The sequence below is a fragment of the Virgibacillus sp. SK37 genome, from assembly GCF_000725285.1.
Lineage (GTDB): Bacteria > Bacillota > Bacilli > Bacillales > Amphibacillaceae > Virgibacillus_Q.
The window spans coordinates 202,607-226,064 of record NZ_CP007161.1; the positions used below are offsets into that span (position 1 = coordinate 202,607).

The 23,458-nt window shown below is 38.7% G+C and carries 22 protein-coding genes; 19 read left to right on the forward strand and 3 right to left on the reverse strand.

Annotated elements, in window-relative coordinates; genetic code table 11:
- Positions 1 to 140 precede the first annotated feature (140 nt).
- The 5 genes from X953_RS01170 (at position 141) to rocF (ending at position 5,692) form a co-directional block, all read left to right on the forward strand.
- Entirely contained in the window at positions 141 to 1,430 is a 1,290-nt protein-coding gene (locus tag X953_RS01170; protein ID WP_040954003.1) for a hydroxymethylglutaryl-CoA reductase, degradative, read from the forward strand.
- Complete coding sequence (mvk, locus tag X953_RS01175) at positions 1,427 to 2,401, forward strand: mevalonate kinase (RefSeq protein ID WP_040954004.1); 975 nt, start codon at positions 1,427 to 1,429, stop codon at positions 2,399 to 2,401. Before X953_RS01170 ends, mvk begins: the two co-directional genes overlap by 4 nt.
- A 31-nt stretch (positions 2,402 to 2,432) precedes the next feature.
- Complete coding sequence (gene mvaD / locus X953_RS01180; RefSeq protein WP_040954005.1) at positions 2,433 to 3,407, forward strand: diphosphomevalonate decarboxylase; 975 nt, start codon at positions 2,433 to 2,435, stop codon at positions 3,405 to 3,407.
- 9 nt (positions 3,408 to 3,416) lie between these two features.
- Positions 3,417 to 4,520 (forward strand): phosphomevalonate kinase, encoded by a 1,104-nt coding sequence (locus X953_RS01185; protein WP_040954006.1) that lies wholly within the window; start codon positions 3,417 to 3,419, stop codon positions 4,518 to 4,520.
- 269 nt (positions 4,521 to 4,789) lie between these two features.
- Entirely contained in the window at positions 4,790 to 5,692 is a 903-nt protein-coding gene (gene rocF / locus X953_RS01190) for an arginase (RefSeq protein WP_040954007.1), read from the forward strand.
- Between the two features lie 77 nt (positions 5,693 to 5,769).
- On the opposite strand, the gene X953_RS19300 is transcribed toward rocF, so the two are convergent.
- Positions 5,770 to 5,922, reverse strand: a complete 153-nt coding sequence (locus X953_RS19300; protein WP_084715578.1) for an aspartyl-phosphate phosphatase Spo0E family protein — start codon at positions 5,920 to 5,922, stop codon at positions 5,770 to 5,772.
- Between the two features lie 162 nt (positions 5,923 to 6,084).
- Here X953_RS19300 and sigW point away from each other — a divergent pair, with 162 nt between their 5' ends.
- The 9 genes from sigW (at position 6,085) to X953_RS01235 (ending at position 15,353) form a co-directional block, all read left to right on the forward strand.
- The gene (sigW, locus tag X953_RS01195; protein ID WP_040954008.1) at positions 6,085 to 6,648 is read left to right on the forward strand and encodes an RNA polymerase sigma factor SigW; all 564 of its coding nucleotides are present in this window, start codon (positions 6,085 to 6,087) and stop codon (positions 6,646 to 6,648) included.
- Positions 6,649 to 6,662: 14 nt separating this feature from the next.
- Entirely contained in the window at positions 6,663 to 7,295 is a 633-nt protein-coding gene (gene rsiW, locus X953_RS01200) for an anti-sigma-W factor RsiW (RefSeq protein WP_040954009.1), read from the forward strand.
- 340 nt (positions 7,296 to 7,635) lie between these two features.
- Positions 7,636 to 8,457: a diadenylate cyclase CdaA gene (gene cdaA, locus X953_RS01205; RefSeq protein WP_040954010.1), complete on the forward strand. Its 822-nt coding sequence runs from the start codon at positions 7,636 to 7,638 to the stop codon at positions 8,455 to 8,457.
- Positions 8,450 to 9,673, forward strand: a complete 1,224-nt coding sequence (locus X953_RS01210) for a YbbR-like domain-containing protein (protein WP_040954011.1) — start codon at positions 8,450 to 8,452, stop codon at positions 9,671 to 9,673. Before cdaA ends, X953_RS01210 begins: the two co-directional genes overlap by 8 nt.
- Before the next feature lie 47 nt (positions 9,674 to 9,720).
- Complete coding sequence (gene glmM, locus X953_RS01215) at positions 9,721 to 11,067, forward strand: phosphoglucosamine mutase (RefSeq protein WP_040954012.1); 1,347 nt, start codon at positions 9,721 to 9,723, stop codon at positions 11,065 to 11,067.
- Between the two features lie 260 nt (positions 11,068 to 11,327).
- Positions 11,328 to 12,002 (forward strand): response regulator transcription factor, encoded by a 675-nt coding sequence (locus tag X953_RS01220; RefSeq protein WP_040954013.1) that lies wholly within the window; start codon positions 11,328 to 11,330, stop codon positions 12,000 to 12,002.
- Between the two features lie 73 nt (positions 12,003 to 12,075).
- Positions 12,076 to 13,452 (forward strand): HAMP domain-containing sensor histidine kinase, encoded by a 1,377-nt coding sequence (locus X953_RS01225; RefSeq protein WP_040954014.1) that lies wholly within the window; start codon positions 12,076 to 12,078, stop codon positions 13,450 to 13,452.
- A 168-nt stretch (positions 13,453 to 13,620) separates the two neighbouring features.
- On the forward strand, positions 13,621 to 14,694 hold the full coding sequence (locus X953_RS01230) for an ABC transporter permease (RefSeq protein WP_232217758.1): 1,074 nt from the start codon (positions 13,621 to 13,623) through the stop codon (positions 14,692 to 14,694).
- Positions 14,691 to 15,353: an ABC transporter ATP-binding protein gene (locus tag X953_RS01235; RefSeq protein WP_040954016.1), complete on the forward strand. Its 663-nt coding sequence runs from the start codon at positions 14,691 to 14,693 to the stop codon at positions 15,351 to 15,353. The genes X953_RS01230 and X953_RS01235 overlap by 4 nt, the downstream gene beginning before the upstream one ends.
- A gap of 57 nt (positions 15,354 to 15,410) precedes the next feature.
- Here X953_RS01235 and X953_RS01240 read toward each other — a convergent pair whose 3' ends face one another.
- Positions 15,411 to 15,686: a hypothetical protein gene (locus tag X953_RS01240; protein ID WP_040954017.1), complete on the reverse strand. Its 276-nt coding sequence runs from the start codon at positions 15,684 to 15,686 to the stop codon at positions 15,411 to 15,413.
- Positions 15,687 to 15,753: 67 nt separating this feature from the next.
- A complete protein-coding gene (locus X953_RS01245) occupies positions 15,754 to 16,008 on the reverse strand; it encodes a hypothetical protein (RefSeq protein WP_040954018.1) in 255 nt (84 codons plus the stop codon).
- A gap of 120 nt (positions 16,009 to 16,128) precedes the next feature.
- Here X953_RS01245 and X953_RS01250 point away from each other — a divergent pair, with 120 nt between their 5' ends.
- The 5 genes from X953_RS01250 (at position 16,129) to X953_RS20355 (ending at position 22,843) form a co-directional block, all read left to right on the forward strand.
- Positions 16,129 to 16,605, forward strand: a complete 477-nt coding sequence (locus X953_RS01250; protein ID WP_040954019.1) for a DUF2975 domain-containing protein — start codon at positions 16,129 to 16,131, stop codon at positions 16,603 to 16,605.
- 287 nt (positions 16,606 to 16,892) lie between these two features.
- On the forward strand, positions 16,893 to 18,689 hold the full coding sequence (locus X953_RS01255; protein WP_040954020.1) for a S9 family peptidase: 1,797 nt from the start codon (positions 16,893 to 16,895) through the stop codon (positions 18,687 to 18,689).
- A 687-nt stretch (positions 18,690 to 19,376) separates the two neighbouring features.
- Positions 19,377 to 21,179: a glutamine--fructose-6-phosphate transaminase (isomerizing) gene (glmS, locus tag X953_RS01260; protein ID WP_040954021.1), complete on the forward strand. Its 1,803-nt coding sequence runs from the start codon at positions 19,377 to 19,379 to the stop codon at positions 21,177 to 21,179.
- Between the two features lie 721 nt (positions 21,180 to 21,900).
- Entirely contained in the window at positions 21,901 to 22,173 is a 273-nt protein-coding gene (locus X953_RS01265) for a hypothetical protein (protein ID WP_040954022.1), read from the forward strand.
- Between the two features lie 544 nt (positions 22,174 to 22,717).
- On the forward strand, positions 22,718 to 22,843 hold the full coding sequence (locus X953_RS20355) for a hypothetical protein (RefSeq protein WP_255351008.1): 126 nt from the start codon (positions 22,718 to 22,720) through the stop codon (positions 22,841 to 22,843).
- The last annotated feature ends 615 nt before the right edge of the window (positions 22,844 to 23,458 follow it).

Below are 23,458 nucleotides of genomic sequence, written 5' to 3' on the forward strand. Positions count from 1 at the left end.
TTTTACATAATAGATACAGTCATTTTTTTGTGAATAGATAGCAATCTCGTGTTATACTTTAAATATAATTTAGCTGCTAAATAAATTTCGTGTGCCATGTGTATGTGTTTATAACATGCTGGACAAAAGGATGAGTAGGTATGGAAACTTCCAGGATTCCTGGTTTTTACAATATGACGGTTGAAGAACGTAGAGATTTATTAAAGAAGATGCATTCTTTCACAGAGGAAGAAATAGCTAACTTGTTTTCTAAAGAGCCTCTACCTGCTGAAACAGCAGACAAGATGATTGAAAATACAATTGGTACTTTTCCTCTTCCATTAGGTTTAGGATTGAATTTCTTAATAAATGGGAAAGAATATGTAGTACCAATGGCTATAGAAGAACCATCCGTTGTAGCTTCAGCAAGTTATATTGCTAAAATTGTGAGAAATGCTGGTGGTTTTACCGCTGAAGCTACCGACCGGGTTATGATAGGGCAAATTCAGGTAGTTGGTTGTCCCGATTTTCAAAAGGCAAAAGAAAGTTTGCTAAAAGAAAAGCAAGCTTTAATTGAAAGTGCTAATGCAGCCTATCCTAGTATGGTAGCAAGAGGTGGTGGCGCAGAGGATCTGGAAGTAAGGATACTGAATGAAGATGGCGAATCTTCATATAGTAAAATGCTTGTTGTCCACGTATATGTGAACACATGTGATGCCATGGGTGCAAATATAATAAACACAATAGTAGAGTCTCTGGCTCCAACTATTGAAAGGCTAACAAAAGGAAAGGTTTATCTGCGGATTTTGTCAAACTATGCAGATAAGTGTCTGGCGCGTGCAAAGTGTGTGATACCACCCTACCTTTTAGAGACCGATGGGTTTTCGGGTGAAGAGGTTCGTGATGGGGTTGTTCATGCCTTTGAATTTGCTGACTCAGATCCTTATAGGGCTGTTACTCATAACAAGGGAATTATGAATGGAATTGACCCGGTAGTCATTGCGACAGGTAACGACTGGCGAGCAGTAGAGGCAGGAGCACACGCATATGCTTCTCGCAGTGGTAAGTACCGCTCGATGACGACATGGTCTGTAGATGAACAGGGTAATCTTGTTGGTGAGCTTGAATTACCTATGTCTGTTGGAACAGTAGGTGGATCTATCCGAGTCCATCCAATTGCTAAGACCTCACTGAGTATATTAGATGTGGAATCAGCCCAAGAATTAGCTCAAGTTATCGTTTCTGTTGGATTAGCGCAGAACCTTGGTGCATTAAAAGCTCTAGTGACTGATGGTATTCAGAAAGGTCATATGGCATTACATTCTCGCTCTGTTGCTATAGCAGCAGGGGCTTCTGGGGAGATGATTGATATCATTGCAGAAAAGTTAGTAGAAGAAAAAGAAATCCGTGTCGGAAAAGCTAAAGAATTGGTGGAACAGTATACAAAATGAGTGCAGAAAAAGTAACTACAACAGAACAAACAGCTATCGGTGTAGCTCATAGTAAATTAATTTTAATTGGAGAGCATGCAGTTGTACACGGGCAACCTGCCATTGCTATTCCGTTCCCATTAGTTGGAGTTGAATCTATGGTAGAGCATGTACCAGGTTCAATTAAGATAGATAGCACATTTTATCACGGACCACTTGATTTAGCTCCAGAATCATTACAAGGTATTGCCAATTGTATTAGAGGTACATTGGAGTATTTGGAGCAACCTTATGGTGATTTAATGATACGAATTAAATCATCGATCCCACCAGGTAAAGGTCTTGGGTCAAGTGCTTCAGTAGCTATTTCATTGGTTAGATCCCTCTTCGCGTATTTTGGAGAAGCGTACACAGAGCAAGAATTACTAGATCTTGCTAACATAGCGGAGACGTATGCTCATGGTGCGCCTAGTGGTATTGATACGTTAACGATTACTTCTGGATCACCTGTTTGGTATGAAAAAAAACACTTAATTGATTTTATAAATTTAAGTGATGATTTCCACTTTGTAGTAGCTGATTCTGGAAGGATTGGTGATACGAGAATGGCGGTGGAGTCTGTTGCCAGTCTATTGAAAATGGCACCGAAACGGATCCAGAGAAAGTTAGACCGCATTGGAGATCTCACCCATCAGGCTAAACATGCCTTAGAAAAACGAGGGAAGCATATTCTTGGCCACCTTTTAAATGAAGCGCAAAGAGAGTTGGAGTCCCTTGGTGTTAGTGATACAGGGCTTAATAAGCTAATTCAATTTGCCAGAAAAGAAGGAGCCCTTGGAGCTAAGCTAACGGGCGGCGGCAATGGTGGTTGTATTATTGCCCTGGCTCAAAATGAAGTACATTCAAGACAGCTTGCAGAGAAATTGAGAAAGCTCGGTGCACATGCTGTTTGGCCATTTACATTAAAGCAGGAAAACAACAGGAATTACTAAAGAAAAGATGAGATACTAAAGGGGAATAAAGATGAAGGCTACAGCTAAAGCACATACAAACATTGCTTTAATCAAATATTGGGGGAAGCGGAATGAAGAAATTATTCTGCCTACGAATAATAGTCTTTCCCTCACATTGGATGGATTTTATACAGAAACTACTGTAGCCTTTCATGAGGATTATACGGAAGATCACTTTATTCTTGATGAACAACCGGTAAAAGGGGAGCAGTATAAACGTGTAACAATGTTTTTAGACCTTATACGTAAGTTGGCAGGCAAAAACATATATGCTGATGTTCGTTCTATCAATAATGTTCCCACTGCCGCAGGATTCGCTTCTTCAGCTTCAGGCTTTGCAGCACTAGCATCAGCTGGAACGAAAGCAATGGGGTTACATCTAAGTGACCAAGAACTTTCCCGATTGACACGTCAGGGATCAGGATCTGCTTGTCGATCAATATACGGTGGATTTGCAGAGTGGAGAATGGGTGAGGAAGATGATGGTTCCGATTCCTATGCTGTGCCTGTAGCACCTGTCGAACATTGGGATTTGCGAGTGGCTGCAGTAATTCTTTCTTCCAAGATGAAAAAGGTGTCCAGTCGAGTAGGAATGAAGCGGACGGTCGATACTTCTCCATTTTTTGATGGATGGGTGAATAGTATACCCAAGGATTTAGAGGAAATAAAAGAAGGAATTAAAGCACAAGACGTTGAAAAGGTTGGAAGCATTGCGGAAGCAAATTGTTTGAGAATGCATGCTACTACACTTGGGGCTAATCCTCCATTTACATATTGGCATGATACGACACTCACTGTAATGCAAACAGTGAGGCAGTTGAGAGAACAAGGCATACCTGCTTATTTCACCATTGATGCAGGTCCGAATGTAAAAGTATTGTATTTACCTGACGATGAGAAGACAGTTGAGAAGGTACTCCGTGAAATTCCTGGTGTCACAGATGTCCGTCTAAGCAAACCAGGTCAAGGAATAACCTATATATAGGGGTTGGATATGTTGCCTAATGCGTCAATGACAATAAAAGTACCAGGGAAATTAATGATTGCAGGGGAATTTGCTGTTTTACAACCACATCATGAACTCGTTGTTATGGCTGTTGACCGTTTTGTATACGCAACGATTGAAGATCATCATACAAACACGATAACACTAAATGACTTTGGTCTATATGATATTGGATGGACGTATGTCGATAATCGGGTGACTTTCAAAACGAACGACGGACGTAATCGCTTTGTTGGTGCGGCAATGGCGACTGCGTTAACATATTTAAAGGAAAAGAATATCCACCCACATTCTTTTAGACTTGCAATTAAAAGTGAGCTCGATGATGCTTCCGGGGTTAAATACGGACTAGGCTCAAGCGCTGCAGTAGTTACAAGCGTCATATCAGCGATCTTAAATAAATATGATGATAAGGAACCTACAGCCCTATTAACATTTAAACTGGCTGCTATTTCGCATGTCCGTACACAAGGAAATGGTTCAGGAGCAGATGTAGCTGCCTCCTCCTATGGCGGTTTTCTACAATATGCATCTTTTCAGGCCGAATGGCTCCAGGAACAGTATGAATATACATCTACAATAACAGAGCTGTTGGAAAAAGATTGGCCATATTTATCGATTGACCCAGTAAAAATTCCTCCAACCGTATACGTGTGTATTGGCTGGACGGGAAAACCTGCATCTACCTCAAGACTTGTGGATGATATTCTTAAATTAAAAACTACTAAACAAAGCAAATTTAAACAATTTTTAGATGATAGTGAGACTGCTGTAGGTAACTTCCTACAAGGGATGACTGAAGGAGACCTCCCCCTTTTACTGCAAGGGATTAAACAAAATAGAAAAGCATTGGCGACTGTAGGAGAAAATGCTGGTGTGGAAATAGAAACTCCATTATTACGTACATTATGTGATATTGCAGAAAATATGGGAGGTGCTGGTAAGCCTTCTGGCGCCGGCGGTGGAGATTGTGGAATTGCCTTTATGCCCTCAAAAAAGCAGGCAGGAGAAATAATACATGCCTGGGAAGCAGCAGGAATTAAGCCACTTACGATCCAGCCGTTCCATACTGGGGCACATATTGTTTCATAAGTAACGTTGATAAATAGACGATTCATCTAAGCTTGTAGAAACCCATAGTCTACAAGCTTTTTAATATTTATGCGGGCGATTGAAATAAGGTTCTAACATATATGTGGATTATTCAATGATTCGCAAAGTAGATATACTGCGAAGTAACTTGATAATCTGCTGATTAATTTCTTCAGCGACGGATATTTCTGCATAAATATTCAAAAAAATGCTTGGTTGAGTCATTCCCTTCCTTTTATATACAATAGTATAAAAGGAGGCGCTTACATATGGATAAAAATATTTCTATAATTGGAGTCCCAATGGATTTAGGGCAAAGTCGTCGTGGGGTAGATATGGGGCCAAGTGCAATGAGATATGCAGGTGCTATTGAAAAGTTAACTAAATTGGATCATATTGTAAATGACCTAGGAGACATCCCAATAAATCGACCAGTTAATAGTAAATCAACAGATGGAAGTAATTTAAAAAACTTACAACAAGTGGTGGAAGCCAATCAGCAATTAGCGGATATGGTAGATGAAGAAATTAAGAATGATAACTTTCCATTAATATTTGGAGGAGATCATAGTATAGCTATCGGAAGTCTTGCAGGTATAGCAAAGCATTATAAAAACCTTGGGGTTATTTGGTATGATGCCCATGGCGATCTGAATTCAAGTGAAACTTCGCCCTCAGGCAATATTCATGGGATGCCACTTGCTGTTAGCCTTGGTATCGGTCATGAGAAATTGGTTAATATTTCAAGTTTTGTTCCAAAAATTCAACCCGAAAATATTGTTATTATCGGAGCAAGATCTCTGGACCCAGGTGAAAAGGAACTTATCAAAGAAAAAGGAATTAAAGTTTTCACCATGCATGAGATTGATCGAATGGGCATGCCAAATGTAATGACGGAAGCCATAAATTATTTAAAGGACCGTACGGATGGTGTCCACCTAAGTTTAGATTTAGATGGACTGGATCCGTCTGAAGCTCCGGGAGTAGGGACACCAGTGCTTGGTGGAATAACGTATAGGGAAAGCCATTTGGCAATGGAAATGCTCGAGGAATCTGGAATGATTACATCAGCTGAATTTGTAGAAGTAAATCCAATTCTGGATGAAAAGAATAAAACTGCTACAGTAGCAGTTGCATTAATGGGGTCATTGTTTGGTGAAAAGTTAAATTAAAGAAAACTAAAAAGACATTAGGTGAAACTTAAATCTAATGTCTTTTCTCTATGTATATCTTGTTGTATAAGAGGTCATTAACATGCCTTCTTTAAGTACTCATTTATTAGCTTATCCAGTTTCATACTCGTGGAGACGACGACTTCAGAAGTAAGGGCATTGTTGTGACTAAGCATTATCATCTCTTCACGACATTTTTCAATTTCTTTCTTTAGATTAAAATTACTCACAAAAATGTCCTCCAATCAAGTATACTATAATAAAGAAGATACCCAGATGTTCAATCGGATAAACATTATTTTGCACATTTTATTAAAAACATAAAATTAATGTGAAACCTTTTTACATAGATGCTCGTATTATGATTACCGCACACCGGCGGAGGTAACCGTATGGATCAATTTATTAGAGAAAAAATAATAGAAGTTAAAAAAGGAGACCAATCTGCATTTGAAGATGTGGTTAACTATTTTCAGCACAAAATTTACCAGCATTGTTTACGGATGCTTGGTAATGCACACGAGGCGGAAGATATAGCACAGGAAGCTTTTATCCGGGCATATATCAATATCGAATCCTTTGATGAGCAGCGAAAATTTTCGACATGGTTGTACAGAATTGCTACAAATTTAACCATTGATCGAATTAGGAAGCGTAAGCCCGATTTTTATCTTGATAGTAAGATAAAAGGGACAGAAGGGTTGGATATGTATTCCCAATTGCCTGATCAGGGTAAGCTACCAGGAGAAGAAGTGGAAAGCCTAGAGCTTAAACGCTATATACATCATGAGATTTCTGAGCTTCCACCTAAATATCGCAGTGTCATTACATTACGTTATTTGGAGGAGTTCTCCCTTCAGGAAATTAGTGAAATCCTGGACATCCCATTAGGTACTGTGAAGACAAGAATTCACAGGGCGAGGGAAGCATTACGGAAAAAACTTCGTCACGTGTAAAGGAGTGGGTTCGCTTGAATTGTGATAAAGAAGCTGTTGAGCTTATGCATAATTATTTAGATGGTGATTTAACGAAGGAAAATGAGACAGTTTTACGCCTTCATTTGGAGGAGTGTGAGAAGTGTCAGCAGCATTTTCATGAGTTAAAGCGCACATTAACTTTAATACGAAGCACAGAGCATGTGAGCGCTCCTGCAAATTTTACTGCCAATGTTATGAATAATCTACCTGCCGAAAAGAAAAGGGTAAAGTATAAACGCTGGTTTAGAGCACATCCTATGTTGACGGCAGCAGCTATTTTCTTTGTATTTATGATGAGTGGAATTTTATCTGCATGGAACCAAGGTAGTGAGTTGGTTGTATCCAAGCAGGATAATTTAATAATAAAAGGCGACACTGTTATTGTACCGGAGGACGTCACGGTTGAAGGTGACCTGATTGTTAAAAATGGAAATCTGGTTGTACATGGGACGATTGATGGAAATGTAACATTGGTAAATGGCAAGCTCATTGAAGAGCCTATTGAAGGAGAAGGCTTGATGGCATCTGTTGGTGAAGTTAATGGAGAGTTAGAGCACATTGATCAGATTTTTGAATGGATGTGGTTTCACATAAAATCTCTGGTTAAAAATATATTTGATTTTTAAAGGAACATGGAGCTGGCATGTTCCTTTTTTATAGGAAATTATTTAATCCTTATACGTGTAAGGCGACAGATAGCTTCAGTGTCTACCCCCTCGATTTCTTAAGAAGAAACATTATATGATATCGTTCGCTATTCCGATTCCTTGCTTAAGCCTTTTTTCATTAGTTGCAGTCGCTTATGTTTTTTATAAAAGAAGAAGGTTCACAAACACGAGATATTAATGATTTATTTAGATAAGTTAAACGCTCTGGAAGTCTTCTCTTGTAAAATATGTTATAATAATTAACGTGACTATTTAAAATATGGTGATACGAATCTATGTGTAAAAAGGGTGTGTAGACATGCTTGGTGGGGGATTGGATATTTTAGAGCTTCTAAGAGTAGGCGTAGATATTGCTCTCGTCTGGTATGTGTTATATAAGCTAATCATGCTGATTAGAGGTACAAAGGCCATCCAGCTTTTAAAGGGGATTGCAGTAGTGCTGGCGGTATGGCTTTTAAGTATAGCATTTAATTTACAGACGGTACAATGGATTACCAGTCAAGCCATTGGCTGGGGGTTAATTGTTATTATTATACTATTCCAGCCTGAGTTGCGAAGAGCTTTGGAGCAGCTTGGAAGAGGGAACATTTTTGGAAGAAGTGCGCGTTCAGAAGAAGAAATTATACAACAGAATATTGAAGCAATTATCCAGTCTTGTAACTATATGGCAAAGCGCAGAATAGGAGCGCTGATTTCTATTGAACGGGAAACGGGAATAGGTGACTATGCTGAAACAGGTATACCAATTAACGGAAAACTAACACATCAGCTGTTGACGAATATTTTCACACCAAACACCCCTTTGCATGATGGAGCGGTTATTTTAAAGGGGGAAACGATTGTAGCAGCTGCTTGCTATTTGCCGTTATCAGAGAGCCCTTTTATTTCTAAAGAGCTGGGAACAAGACACAGAGCCGCTATGGGGATTAGTGAAGTAACAGATGCCCTGACAATTGTCGTGTCAGAAGAGACAGGTAATATTTCTTGTACCAAAAATGGCGAGTTACATAGAGAACTGGACCAGAACAGTCTAAGTGAGCTATTGCGGGAAAACCTATCTTTAAACGTGAAATCCTCTGAAAAGAAGACAAAAAAACGGAGGGGGAGCAATGATGGATAATTGGTTTAGAAGTAAATGGTTTGTTCGGGTGATCTCCTTGGCATTCGCCATCTTATTCTATGTATTTGTATATGTTGATGCAAATAATTCCACAAACTCTGATTCAACGTTCCCAGGGAAGACGCAAGAAATGCAAACATTGAATGATGTTCCTGTAGAAATTAAAATAGATGAGAATGAATATGTTGTAAGTGGTGTTCCAGAATATGTAAATGTTTCTTTAGAAGGTTCTTTAGGAGTGCTGACACCACTTATTAAACAGCGTAATTTTTCTGCCTTTGTGGATTTACGGGGGTTGGATGCTGGTGAACACATTGTGGAGGTTGAGCATAATATATCAGCAGACTTAAATGTATATATTGAACCAAAAACAGTTGAAGTAACGATAGAGAAAAAGGCAACTGCGGAATTCCCAATTAATGTTGATTTCATTAATACAGATCAGATAACAGAAGGATACGAGCTTGGGAAATATGAGATTGAACCATCTACAGTGTCGATTACAAGCTCTCAAAGTGTTATTGACCAAATTGGTATTGTAAAAGTATATGTGGATGTAAAAAATATTGATAAGTCCATAAATAACAGAGAAGTTCCTATAAACGTCTATGACACGCAAGGCAACGAACTGAATGTCAATGTTCAACCAGAAAATGCAGTAGTTTCTGTGGACATAGATAATCCAAGTAAAAAAGTTCCTGTAAGTGTTGAAACAACTGGTGAATTGCCTGAGGGTTACTCATTAACTTCTATTTCTCCAAGTGTGGAAGAAGTTGAAGTATTTGGGACAAGCAATATTTTAAAAGATATCAATGAAATTAGCACAAAGAAAATAGATTTATCGGACATTGAAGAATCCGGAAAGGTAGAAGCAGAACTATCCCTACCAGATGGAACGATGGTGCCGAATAATAAAGTTGAAGTATCCGTTGAAGTTGATAAACCAACAACGATTACCAATGTACCCATCGATGTTCAAGATTTAGAAGAAGGATTGGAAATATCTTTTATAGAACCTGATGATGCAAAAATGGATATCTCCGTTGTAGGAAAAGAAACAGATGTTAGCAAACTTTCAGCCGAAGATTTTCAAGTAACGATCAGTGCTGCAGATCTAGAACCTGGAGAGCATGAAGTACTAGTTAAACTGGAAGGGCCAGATGGGGTAGAGACTACAGGTGAATTTGAAAAGGTCAAAATCAATATAAAAGAATAGCATTTGTGTTGTTAACGGTTGAAATGGAAATGAAGGAGAGATACTACATGGGAAAATATTTTGGAACAGATGGTGTGAGAGGAATTGCGAACAAGGGGCTTACACCAGAATTAGCATTTAAATTAGGTCGCTTTGGCGGTTATGTTCTAACAAAAGAGACACAGCGTCCTAAAATTATCGTCGGTCGTGATACTAGAATTTCCGGGCATATGCTTGAAGGGGCATTGGTTGCCGGTTTGCTTTCCATAGGTGCAGAAGTAATGCGACTAGGGGTGATTTCTACTCCAGGTGTAGCTTATCTTACTAAGGCTACAAGTTCACAAGCCGGAGTAATGATTTCGGCTTCACATAACCCTGTAGAGGATAATGGTATTAAATTCTTTGGGCCGGATGGCTTTAAACTTTCAGATGCTCAGGAGAATGAAATCGAGCAGCTGATGGATGGAGAAGATAATTTGCCTCGCCCAACAGGTGGAGATGTAGGAACTGTAAATGATTATTTTGAAGGTGGTCAAAAATATCTTTCCTTCTTAAAAGATACCATTGATAATGACTTTGAAGGCATTCGGATAGCGCTGGATTGTGCACACGGGGCCACATCCAGCTTAGCAACACATTTGTTTGCTGACCTGGAAGCGGACATCTTCTCCATTGGTTCATCACCAGATGGATTAAACATTAATGATGGAGTTGGTTCAACACACCCTGAGACACTTCAGGCCTTTGTAAACGAGAAAAAAGCAGATATCGGCTTGGCATTTGATGGGGACGGAGACCGTTTAATAGCAGTGGACGAAAAAGGAAATATTGTAGATGGCGACCAAATTATGTTTATCTGTGCAAAGTATATGAATGAAAAAGGATTTCTTCGTAAGAATACAGTCGTTTCTACTGTGATGAGTAATATTGGGTTTTACAAAGCGATTGAGGAAAACGGAATGCGCAGTGATAAAACCGCAGTAGGCGACCGTTATGTGATGGAAGAAATGCGTAAGGGTGGCTATAACCTTGGTGGAGAGCAATCTGGTCATATCATTTTCCTGGATTACAACACGACAGGTGATGGCATGCTATCAGCTATCCAATTAGTTAATGTAATGAGAGAAACGGGTAAGCCACTCTCTGAGTTGGCAGGCGAGATGGCAATATATCCTCAAGTATTAAAAAATGTAAAAGTAATTGATAAGAACGAAGCACTTAGTAATTCAAGAATTAATGAAGAAATTGAAGCGGTTGAAAAAGAGCTTGGTGACCAAGGCCGTGTCCTTGTACGTCCATCTGGAACAGAACCTCTCGTACGAGTTATGGTAGAAGCTCCTACTAAAGAAGAATGTGAGAAATATGTAGACCAAGTAGCAAATATAATTGATCAACTCTTAGGAATGAAAGATTAATCGAATGGAAAACTGCTCTCTTATGCGGAGCAGTTTTTCTTATTTCTTCCGAAGATTGTTGAGTTCGTATATTGCCATCTTTCATACTAACCAATTGGTATTAAATTTCGGTTTTAGATAGTTAAATTGCACTCATTAGCTGAGGATAAATATGGAGACCCCGGCGAGAAAAGCGAGACTAGCGAGTCCCAAGAATATTTCCATTTTAAATAGTGTATGATAAGCTGATTTAAAATAAAGCAAAGTTAGGAGAGCCATTCATGATTACCATTTTAATTGTTGATGATGACCCACACATTCGGGAATTGCTTCGTTTTTACCTGCAGAAGGAAGGATATCAAACAGAGCAAGCAACCGATGGAAATGAAGCATTAAAGATATTGGAAAATAAAACAATTCATCTTGCTCTTGTGGATATTATGATGCCTAATATGGATGGATATGAATTGTGCAAAGAAATACGAGACTATTATGACATCCCTGTTATGATGCTTACAGCGAAGGGGGAAATTACCGATAAAGAAAAGGCATTTCTCGCTGGCACAGATGATTATATTGTAAAGCCGTTTGAAACAAAAGAAGTAATGTATCGAATTAAAGCATTACTGCGACGGTTTCAAATGGTGAACGAAGAAATTATCCATATCGGCAACACGATAATTAATCGAAGAAGCTATGAAGTTACATATCATAATAAAAACTTAATCCTTCCTCTAAAAGAATTTGAGTTATTGGCACAGCTAGCAAGCTACCCAAACCGTATTTTTTCCAGGGAGCAATTAATTGAACTCGTATGGGGAAGTGACTATGAAGGGAATGATCGCACAGTAGATGTGCATATTAAGCGATTAAGGGAGCGGTTTGCAGAAGAACAACAGGATTTCTCCATTCAGACGGTACGCGGACTGGGATACAAGTTGGAAATTAATCAATAGATACATGTTGTTCATCATCTATTCATAAATAGGTGATATTCTAAACGCAACATTCAGTTGGAGGAAGTTATTTATGCGTACCCTTTATGTACGGATTATTATTACAACAATGGCTATTATGATTGCAAGTGCTGTCATTGCTTTTGCTGTTACAAATATTTATTATCAATACTACTTGAAGCCCCAAAATGACGAGAAGATTACACACATAGCGAACAACATTGTTGAAATTTATAACCATAACAATAATCAATCCATTGATGCCTTTTTAAATGCAATGACAGATTTAGGCTATAAATTCCACTTGGTGGATCAGGAAGGTACAGAAAAAACGTTTGGTGACCCATTTTCATCAACAGCCATGGATGAACGCTATATTGAAAAAGTACTCCATGGGCAGGTCTATCATGGTATAAAAAATTATCCTTGGAAACCTTTTGTTACTGGCTTTTTTGATAATGAATTAGTTAATACCATTGGGGTTCCTGTTATGGTGGAGGGGGAGAGACGAGCTCTATTTGTCCGTCCTAACTCTTCCCAGCAATTTGGTGAAATGCGTTTCTTCCTAGCTGTATTATTGATATTAACATTGCTATTTAGTTTTCTTTTGGTATTAATAAGTACACGTTATATTGTTAATCCAATCAAAAATTTAACGATAGCGACTAAGAAAATTGCAGCAGGAAATTATCATTTGAAGTTAAAAGTAAAACGGAAAGATGAAATTGGCAGACTTGCCAGTGACTTTTCCAAAATGAGCAGAAGTCTGGAACAAATAGAGGAGAAAAGGCAGGAGTTTGTATCCAGTGTGTCCCATGAAATCCAATCACCACTTACATCTATACAGGGTTTTTCCAAATTAATCAAAGAGGAAGAGCTGTCGAAAGAGGAACGTATTCACTATTTAACTATTATCGAAAAAGAAAGCAAGAGATTGTCATTATTAAGTAAGCAACTGCTAACACTCTCATTTCTGGATAGCGAGAAGGATATAAATGAAGGGCAGAAATTTGATGTTGCTGCTCAATTAAGAGAAACAATTCAAACAATGGAGTGGCAGTGGCGGGAGAAGAATATTTCTATTGAATTGGATATATCTTCAGCTTATTTAAAAGGGGACCCTCGTTTACTCCAGCAAGTGTGGATGAATTTGATTTCAAATGCTATACGGTATACAGATGCCAACGGGAAAATAACACTACGAACATACGAGAGAAAACAAGAAATAGAAGTTGTAGTAGAGGACACTGGTATTGGTATTACAGAAGAAAACATCCCTCTCTTATTTGAACGTTTCTATAAAGTAGATAAAGCAAGAACACGTACAGAAGATAGTACGGGTTTAGGGCTTGCTATTGTTAAGAAAATTATTGAATTACATGATGGGGCAATTATGGTAGAGAGTACACTTGGAGAGGGATCTAGATTTATTGTGACATTACCAAAATAGAATTAGATTAGGCAAGAGGGCTTTGTAGCTATATAGGACAGCTACAAAAGCCCTCTTTTTATGTTTCTCATTATTGGCAGACGCTTCCGCCTTTGTTTTGTATAGTAACCGTTTGTTCATCTTCTGTTCATAGTATCTATGTATGCTGTAAATATAGAAAGAAGAGGAGTGAGGAAATTGTTTCTAGCAATAAGAGAATTATTTTATTCAAAGCTTCGCTATATATTAATTGGTTTAATCATGGTCTTAGTGGCCAGTCTTATTTTTATAATTTCTGGTTTGGCAAAAGGGTTGTCAGCAGATAATGCTTCAGCTATTCAGGAATTGCAAGCAGATTATGTAATATTAGATTCGGATGCGGAAATGGATATGACAAAGTCCTTTGTATCTCGTTCAAATATGCAGCAAATCGAGCAAACAGATGGTATGAAAGAGGTTAATTCCTTATCCATTCAAATGAGAAATGCTACCGTAAACGGAACAGACAAAAATGAAGATGTTTCTATATTCATTACAGAACCTGAGAGTATGTTGCTGCCGATTGTAGCGGAAGGTAATGCAATCAATTCTACAAATGAGGTAATTGTCGATCAGTCACTCAAAAGAGAAGGTATCCAGCTTGGTGATACATTAACCTTTGGCGAGGATAAAGAGGTCAAAGTTGTTGGTTTTACAACGGAGCAGCGTTATAGCCATACGCCAGTTGTTTTTATGACAAGTGAAAAACCAGAGAAAATGAATGCATTTGTTGTAAATTCTGGTGAAGCGAGCTTGACTTCGATACAAGATGAAATTGGGAGTAACTATGAAGTAGTCACAAACGGAGAATTGCTTAAAGGAATACCAAGTTATTCGCAGGAACAAGCATCTCTAAATATGATGATTGTTTTCTTATATGTTATTGCAGCCTTTGTACTAGCAGCCTTTTTCTATGTGATTACTTTGCAAAAGAGAGATCAATTTGGTGTGCTTAAAGCACTAGGGGCGAAAACAGCTTATTTAATTCGAAGTGTAATTGGGCAGGTACTCATTATTTCAGTTCTATGTATTGGTATAGGTGTTGGCTTAACCTATGGTATTGGAGCTGCTTTCCCTGCCGATATGCCATTTAAGTTGAGTCCTATCGGGATGTTGCAATCTTCCATGTTAATCTTAGCAGTATCTCTAGTCGGGGCACTTATTTCCTTAGTTCAAGTAATTAAGATTGACCCAATTGAAGCGATTGAGGGGGCAGGAAAATGAGTTTAGTATTAGAAAATGTTTCGAAAATATATCGTGATGGCCCAAAAGAGTTTAGAGCAGTAGATGATGTGTCTCTAGAAGTAAAGCAGGGGGAATTTATTGCAATAATCGGTCCGTCTGGCTCAGGTAAAAGTACGATGTTATCCATTGCAGGAGCACTTTTGTCTCCAAGTGAGGGAGAAGTTTATCTGCAGGGTGAAAATATTACGAACCTATCTACAAAGAAAATAACTGAAAAAAGACGTGATCAAATTGGTTTTGTATTTCAGGCGGCTAATTTAATTCCTTATTTAAAGGTGAAGGATCAATTGAATCTCATTGACGTTTTATCAAAACAAAAGAGAGAAAAAAGATCAATTGAACTGTTAGAGCATTTTGGTTTGAAGCATCGTATTAATAAGTATCCAAATGAATTATCTGGAGGAGAAAGACAGCGGGTCGCCATAGCAAGGGCATTAATTAATGATCCACAATTAATTCTTGCTGATGAACCGACAGCAAGTCTGGATTCCAAACGCGGTCGTGAAGTTGTGGAGTTATTGGCAGATGAAATAAAGAACCGTGGGAAGTCAGGAATAATGGTGACACATGATGAACGTGTGCTTGATGTATGTGATAGAGTCATCTCCATCCGTGATGGAAAAATAGAGAAACAATAAGTTACTAAGCGAAAACCCAGCTATTTCCAGATAGCTGGGTTTTTCGCTTTTCTAATATTATAGGACATCACTATTATTTTGCTGTGCTTCCTGAACTTGCTGACGTGTATCATGTAAGCTTTCATAAGCCTGTTGAAATTGTGGATTTTCGGTTGCTAATTTTCCTGAATGCTGCTGTGCATGCTGCAATTCACGCTCTGCTTGCTGTAATTGATCATGTGCCTGTTGCAATAGCTCGGCATCTCTTCCTTGAGCTTGTAAGATAGCATCCTGTGCTTCCTTAATTTGTCTGCTTGCGAACTGTAACTGTTCATGTAGGTTTTGGTTTGGCATAAATAGAACCCCCATCTTCATTGGATAATGATTATAGTTTGCACAGGAAACATGGAATTATGTATCCCTATGGCATGGAGGAAGTAATGAAATGGATGGCAATCGTTACAGCAACAAGAAAAAGCATGGCACCAGTGGAAACGAACAGTGTCATCTTAAAAGCAGAAGCTTCTCTCATTTTGTAAATGACAATCAGACTGAGAACAACTGTAAACACCCATATTGTTATTCCGTATTGGGAAAACAATAACGGAGAGTTAGCAAGCCATAGATACAAAATAAAAATATGTAACCCAGATACCAGCAATGCTATTAATCGCATGCAGGATACCCCTCTCTATTTTATATATAGAAATTCATTTGAAATTCATTATATTTTTATTGTAATTCAATAAATGTTAACATACAATATAATTAAAATAAAAATAAAAGAGGTGACGTTATGCAACGTGTTATTATTCCACTTTTTAAAACAGCCATTATTATAATGGGTCTTTTTGTTTTTATATTTGGATTCATTGGATTACCTCAATTAGCTGAAAAAGCGGCTACACTGAACCCTGAATATGCTCATTTACAATATCCCATATTAATTGGAATTGAACTTACAGCTATTCCGTTTTTCATTGCGCTACACCAAGTATATGTACTCTTGAAGTTAATGGAGAAGAAAGCTGCTTTTTCCGATTCAGCCCACCATCGGTTGAAGAGGATAAAATTTTGTGCGCTTTTCATTGCAGTAATGTATATTGCAGGTTCATTATATTTAAGTATACAAAGTGCGCTTCATCCTGGAGTGGCTATTATAGGGATTGCAATTATCCTTACAACTCTTATGATTTCTGTCTTTGCTGTAATGTTGCAAAAACTGCTTATCCGTGCAAAAGAAATGAAAGTTGAGAATGAGCTGACAGTTTGAGATTGTAGGTGGAGCAATGCAAATTGATTCATGCAGTGAATTCGCTTTGCGAAGCAGTTGGAGAACGACTAATTAATTGAAATAAACGCCGGAGGAGATGTTCCTCCGGCTTAAGTCGTAGTTAAAAACCAACTAGAGCCTGTTTCCTTGGATGAGAAGGCTGGCTATACTTAAACGATTCTTATTATTTTCAGAACATACAAAAGTGTTATATAATTTAAGGGAAGTAATTTTCCACAACATGTAAACATACATATGAAAGTCTAATAAAATCAGGAGGCGTACACATGATTACATTTCCAAAGCCAACGGTTGAACAATTTTTCCGTAGCTATGCGATTACTAATTTTGCAGTAAGTAAGGATGAAAAACAACTCGTATTCAGTACAAATTTAAATGGCAAGATGAACTTATGGGCAATGGATTTACCAGGAAATTTTCCATATCTATTTGCACATGTTGATGAATCGTGCAGTTTTATAAAATTTGATCCAGAAAACAGATATGTACTTGCTGGGTTTGATAAAGATGGTGATGAAAATCATCATATCTATAGCTTGCCTGTTACAGGCGGCCTTCCTCAAAAATTAATAACCGGGGAAGCCTCGGATAAGTTTTTCTTTTCCCATTTGAGTAAAGATGGTGAAAGATTATATTATATGACATCTGAGGAAAACCCTTCTTTCTTAAATACGCGTGTTCGCAATCTAAAGGGTAATTCAGATGAGCTTATTCATACTGGAGAGGAAGCTTTAACAGAGCTTGCCGCCGTTTCAGAAAAAGAGACTTCCTTTGTATACCTTCAATCATATGCAAACACCTATGTAACCGGATTTGTAAACACAGGAACGGGTAAACTTTCGTTAACCCCGGATCCTGAGAAGGTTCATGTCGTTTTTGATCCCGTATTCACAGATGAAGAAACGGTTTACTTTGTAACAGATTATGAAAGTGAATATAGTTATGTGGCTAAATTTGAGATAACTAAAAAGGAATTTTCTGTTGTACAAAAATTCGCGGATGAGAGTGTTACTTCTTTAAAGTGGGATCAGACAAATGATGCGTTTTACCTCGTTACTGAAAAGGGTGTTTCTGACCTGTTGTATCGTTATGATCTTCAGTCAGGGAAATGTATGGAATTAGAAGCTCCCGCCGAAGTAGTTGGGCAATTAAGCATTGGGCAATCCGGCGCAATTTATCTTCTCGGTACAAGCGGTATTCAGCCAATTAACATTTTTTATTCCAGAGATGGCATAGAGTGGGAGCAGCTTACGAACAATACCGTCTTAGGTGTAAGCAAGGAACATATGGTGGACCCGGAAGTAGTTTCCTACCCTTCCTTTGACGGAAAGGAAATTGAAGCACTCTTATTTAAAGCCTTACCGGAAAATGACAATGGCCATACGATTTTCTGGCCACACGGTGGCCCACAGGCAGCAGAAAGAAAGACATATCGTGCGATGTTCCAAAGCTTTCTCAACCAGGGTTATACCATTTTTGCACCTAACTTCCGAGGCAGTACGGGCTATGGCTCCAACTTTGTAAAGTTAGTGGAACAGGATTGGGGAGAAGGGCCGCGATTAGATTGTGTAGCAGGAATCGAATGGTTATTTGACCAAAAGATCACTGACCGGGAAAAATTGTTTCTTGTGGGTGGCAGCTATGGTGGCTACATGGCATTATTGCTGCATGGTCGTCACGCAGAGTATTTTAAGGCAGTCGTAGATATATTTGGCCCATCCGATTTATTCACCTTCGTAAATTCGGTACCGCCTCATTGGAAACCAATTATGGACCGTTGGATAGGCGATCCAGAGCGCGATAAAGAACGATTTGTTAAGGATTCTCCGATTACTTATTTGGAGGGGATGACCAGACCGATGCTCGTCATCCAAGGTGCCAAGGACCCAAGGGTAGTAAAAGAAGAATCAGATCAAATTGTTGCTAAGTTAAAGGAAAAAGGCAGGGATGTCGAGTATCTTGTGCTGGAAGATGAAGGACATGGTTTCTCCAAAAAAGAAAACGAGATTAATGTTTATAAACGGATGCTTGATTTCATGGAAAAACATCAAACAAGTAAATAGTCAGATGGAAATTTAGCGCCCTGCCATTTCGGTAGGGCGTTTAGTATGGCCATTCACCTATTTTCACTCACGTAAGAAGTCCCCTAGCATAAACTAAACAATAACATCAAAAAAACAATTGACCGAAACAGGATAAATCGGTTAAAATGTGATGTAGCCTTTTGGAAAAAGAAGGTTTATTCAAACATAGAAAGGGGCATTAAAGTTTAAGTAAGTTTTTAAAGCGCCAGAACTATTTTCCGTCCGCAATGGAAAATAGTTGACGAGGTGGGGGTTATCGAATTTTTTCGGCGGGTACCTCCCGATTGCACATCTCAGTCGTCAGGCTTTTTTCTCAAAACAATGGGGTGACTCATTGCACAAAGGGAAGAAGTAAGATGTCCAATACGAACACGAGAAAGGGGCAGTTTAGCGGCCCCTGTTAGAAGTTGTTTAAAAAGGTCCGGTAAAATTGACACAAGGATGTATGACCTTCTACTAAAACCACCCACGTCCTGTGGGTAGCGCAGAAGGCACCACATCCTGTGGAAGCTCATTAACTTGCCTTTCCGTTCCTCACGTAATAAATGCATGCGTGCTGGTACCAAAAGCAAAGCAAAGTTGCTTCGGATTTCTTGGTCCTTTTTGAACACGAACTGTTAGACATGAGGTCGTTTTCTGCCCCTTTACGAAGGAGGCCATCAAACGATGTGTGGAATTGTAGGTTATATAGGACAAAATGATTCAAAAGAAGTTTTATTAAATGGGCTGGAGAAATTAGAATACCGTGGCTATGATTCGGCTGGAATAGCTATGTTAAACGACGAAGGAGTCCATGTTACAAAGGTAAAAGGTCGTATTGCAGTACTGCGCGACCGAGTGAAGTCTTCTATTCATGCAACAATGGGAATCGGCCATACCCGCTGGGCAACACATGGTGTGCCAAGTGAAGAGAACGCACATCCGCATCAAAGCGCGTCTGGCAGATTTACACTTGTTCATAATGGAGTAATTGAAAATTACCATGACATTAAAAGAGACTACCTGCAAAGTACAACTTTTGTAAGTGAAACAGATACAGAGGTTATCGTACAGCTTGTTGAAAAACTGCATGAAGAATATCAGGATACGAAAGAAGCGTTCCGTCAAGTATTGAAGTTGCTAAAAGGGTCCTATGCAATTGGACTAATTGACCACGAGGACAAAGATACTTTATATGTTGCAAAAAATAAGAGCCCTCTATTAGTAGGTATTGGAGAAGGCTTCAACCTTGTAGCAAGTGATGCAATGGCAACACTAAAAGAAACGGATCAATATGTGGAAATACATGATCAGGAAATTGTACTTGTGAAACGTGATTCCGTGGAAATTCAAACCCTCGATGGTGAAGTCATAACGCGTGAAGCGTACACTGCTCAGCTTGATGTGAGTGATATTGAAAAAGGAACCTATCCACACTTTATGCTGAAGGAAATTGATGAACAACCTTTTGTCATGCGTAAAATCATTAACGAATACCAAACAGAAGACAATGAACTGAAACTTGATGAAGATATCCGTGCTGCTATGAAAACATGTGACCGTATTTATATTATTGCAGCGGGAACTAGTTATCATGCTGGATTGGTTGGCAAAGAGTTTCTGGAAAAACTGGCAAAAATTCCGGTGGAAGTACACGTTGCCAGTGAATTTTCTTATAATATGCCGTTATTATCAGAAAAACCTCTGTTTGTATTTATCTCCCAGAGTGGAGAAACAGCAGACAGTCGTGCAGTATTAGTAAAAATTAAAGAACTGGGATATCCGTCACTAACAATTACTAATGTGCCGGGATCCACCCTTTCTCGTGAAGCAGATTATACGCTAAATCTTTATGCAGGCCCGGAAATTGCTGTGGCCTCAACAAAGGCCTATACAGCACAAATTGCCGTGCTTGCTATACTGGCAGTAGATACCGCAAAAGCCAAAGGCATTACATTGGACTTCGATCCGATGCAGGAGCTAGCCATAGTGGCAAATGCCATGGAAATATTAACAGACCAAAAAGAAGGAATCGAAGAATTGGTACGTGAATATTTGGCAACCTCCCGTAATGCATTCTTTATTGGAAGAAGCACCGACTACCATGTGTGTATGGAGGGGGCTTTGAAGTTAAAGGAAATATCTTATATTCAAGCGGAAGGGTTTGCCGGCGGAGAATTAAAGCACGGTACCATTGCTCTCATTGAAGAAGGTACACCAGTGATTGCACTGGCCACACAGGAAAATGTGAACTACTCCATTCGTGGGAACGTACAGGAAGTAGTCGCCCGTGGAGCAAACGCATTAGTGATCAGCATGAAAGGATTGGAACAGGATACAGACGCGTTTGTTATCCCACATGTCCATGAGTTGCTTACCCCACTTGCCAGTGTCGTACCATTACAACTGCTCGCATATTATGCTGCATTACATCGTGATTGTGATGTAGATAAGCCAAGGAATCTGGCGAAGAGCGTGACTGTGGAGTAATTATAAAAGAATATTTAAATTACCACTGTCTAAAAATAATAATGCTATTAAATATGGAAGATTGTCATCCGTTCGTTTATAATCAAGTAAACGAACGGATGTTTTTGTTTCCGAGGGATGTTGGAGTTGTTCAATGACTCAAAAATAGATAAACTGCGACGTAACTAAGAATATAGAGGGTGCGTAAATCACCGCTACGGGGAAATATTCCACTTTTCGCGGGCGGCCAGCGAGCCTCCTCACGCTACGCGTTCCGGGGTCTCATCTAGGCCTCTCCTCCCGCAGGAGTCTCTATATTTCCCCTTCGCTACTATTTCCTATTAAATCTACGAAGAAAAATTGCGTTCACTTAGCTCCAGAATATGCTGTGTACGAATTGATTGGAGTGGAGGGCGGCGACTCCTGCCGGAATAGCATGAGGCGAAGACCCTGGACGGAGCGTAGCGGAGGAAGCGGCTGAGGCCATGCCGGCGGAAAGCGTCCGCCTGAAACGGAAATCAATGGGGCAATTCTCCTCAAATATTTCACTGAGCTTTTCATCAATAAAGTTACTGCGCAGTTCCCTCCAACTATGAATGATCAAAATACGTTTGTACCCAACATTTACAGTAGAACTTTTTTTGTTATAAGCCGTATTAGAACATTAGAGGGTAACTATTACAATTAATTTTAAGAATATTATTAAAATTATACAACTCTTTTAATGATGGAGGGGAATCCAATGCGTAAATATAATAATAAAATTTTTATGGCGTTCATTTGTTTTCTGCTTCTTTGGATGTTATTTGGATATAATCCTCAAACAACCTTTTCTGCTAATGATCATGCATTGCTGAAGAATAAAGTGGAAAATTACATATTAGAACATGAAGAAAATATTGCCGGCTTAGCAACAATAATGATTGCTGAAGATGAAATAACCTACAAAATGAAAGGTTATGCAAACATAGAAAAAGAAGTTCCAGTTAATGAAAATACTGTTATCTTCCTGTAACTCTCTCCTTCCCCACGTAACTTTGTTTTTCCCTGCTGTAACTAAGTTGGTATCCGGAGTAGAAAAAAGAGGACGGAGAGAAGAACGGAAGCACGTAATGTTCCGATGGTTTTTCAATAAAAAATCAATCGGTTTTGCCAATACAAAATCAATATAAATTCGGGCTGGATCCAATAGTGATTCAGTCTTTTACTTTTCGCCAAAATTGGTGAAAAGTCCTCCAATCACTTACCAATAGCGGCTTCGTATAGTGTCCAATTTCTTTCCAGTTGTTAACCTAACTGTATCAATCCGAAGGATTTCCAATCACCTATCATGTCTTTTTCAATATTATTTCCAATATCATTTCATCAGTTTTTCATTTCTTTTCTCCTAATTCTTCATTCTATTATGGAAGAACTTAGTTACAATGTCCGAATGTTCTATACAACCCAGAAGTGGAAAAAGAGGGGGAAATCGGGTGTGCTGGGGAAGAACTAAGTTCCATTGCCATAAGGGAATGAAGAGGGGATGGAATCAAGAGGGGCAAGGGGGTGAGGGGGATTTGGGGCAGGGAAGAACTAACTTACAGGTACATATAGTAGAGAGAAGAAAAGAAATGAATCAAGATGAAGGCAGAATTGCTAAGGTCGAATTACTGCAAATGAGATTTGGCATAGAGCCCAATTGAAATTGTAATACATTTTTAGAAGTAGTAGCTATGAAATGAAGGAAGTCCATCCAGTTGATATGTTTCCTCAAACGAATCACATCGAAGCTGAAACTTGGTTGGAGAGGAAGTTGTCTAATTAAAACATAAATCACCGAACCAAAATAAACATTTCCGATTTTCGTTAAAATAAACATTTCCGATTTCGGGGTCTGAACCAATAATTTCTCGGATAATAGAAGCAAGAGTGAGGGGAGATAGGAGTTCTTTTTCTTCCCTTTTCTTTTTGCTCTATTCCTTGCCACCATTGGGTTTATCCAATATACCACTCAATATTATCTTCAATAACAAATCAATACACTTCCAATATTTTATCTTTTTCTCTTCCATTCTTTTCTCCAATATTTTTGAGAGAACTTTATTTTAACTTCGAAAAAACCATGAAAAAACAGCCGAAAAAAGCTCAAAAAACGGTCATTTTTGAATCAAAAATCCTTCAAAATGGGGGTTCTATCGGGAATCTTTATTTTAACGGCAATGGTGGAATGCGGGTTTGAGGTGGGGGATTTCGGTGATTTAATTTTTAACGTAACATATTAGAGAAAAGAAATTTAGTTTGGTTTGTAATATTTCATT

Coding starts and splice junctions, on each gene's coding strand:
- X953_RS01170 (WP_040954003.1), top strand. CDS start 141: ATGGAAACTTCCAGGATTCCTGGTTTTTACAATATGACGGTTGAAGAA.
- mvk (WP_040954004.1), top strand. CDS start 1,427: ATGAGTGCAGAAAAAGTAACTACAACAGAACAAACAGCTATCGGTGTA.
- mvaD (WP_040954005.1), top strand. CDS start 2,433: ATGAAGGCTACAGCTAAAGCACATACAAACATTGCTTTAATCAAATAT.
- X953_RS01185 (WP_040954006.1), top strand. CDS start 3,417: ATGTTGCCTAATGCGTCAATGACAATAAAAGTACCAGGGAAATTAATG.
- rocF (WP_040954007.1), top strand. CDS start 4,790: ATGGATAAAAATATTTCTATAATTGGAGTCCCAATGGATTTAGGGCAA.
- sigW (WP_040954008.1), top strand. CDS start 6,085: ATGGATCAATTTATTAGAGAAAAAATAATAGAAGTTAAAAAAGGAGAC.
- cdaA (WP_040954010.1), top strand. CDS start 7,636: ATGCTTGGTGGGGGATTGGATATTTTAGAGCTTCTAAGAGTAGGCGTA.
- X953_RS01210 (WP_040954011.1), top strand. CDS start 8,450: ATGGATAATTGGTTTAGAAGTAAATGGTTTGTTCGGGTGATCTCCTTG.
- glmM (WP_040954012.1), top strand. CDS start 9,721: ATGGGAAAATATTTTGGAACAGATGGTGTGAGAGGAATTGCGAACAAG.
- X953_RS01220 (WP_040954013.1), top strand. CDS start 11,328: ATGATTACCATTTTAATTGTTGATGATGACCCACACATTCGGGAATTG.
- X953_RS01225 (WP_040954014.1), top strand. CDS start 12,076: ATGCGTACCCTTTATGTACGGATTATTATTACAACAATGGCTATTATG.
- X953_RS01235 (WP_040954016.1), top strand. CDS start 14,691: ATGAGTTTAGTATTAGAAAATGTTTCGAAAATATATCGTGATGGCCCA.
- X953_RS01240 (WP_040954017.1), bottom strand. CDS start 15,686: ATGCCAAACCAAAACCTACATGAACAGTTACAGTTCGCAAGCAGACAA.
- X953_RS01245 (WP_040954018.1), bottom strand. CDS start 16,008: ATGCGATTAATAGCATTGCTGGTATCTGGGTTACATATTTTTATTTTG.
- X953_RS01250 (WP_040954019.1), top strand. CDS start 16,129: ATGCAACGTGTTATTATTCCACTTTTTAAAACAGCCATTATTATAATG.
- X953_RS01255 (WP_040954020.1), top strand. CDS start 16,893: ATGATTACATTTCCAAAGCCAACGGTTGAACAATTTTTCCGTAGCTAT.
- glmS (WP_040954021.1), top strand. CDS start 19,377: ATGTGTGGAATTGTAGGTTATATAGGACAAAATGATTCAAAAGAAGTT.
- X953_RS01265 (WP_040954022.1), top strand. CDS start 21,901: ATGCGTAAATATAATAATAAAATTTTTATGGCGTTCATTTGTTTTCTG.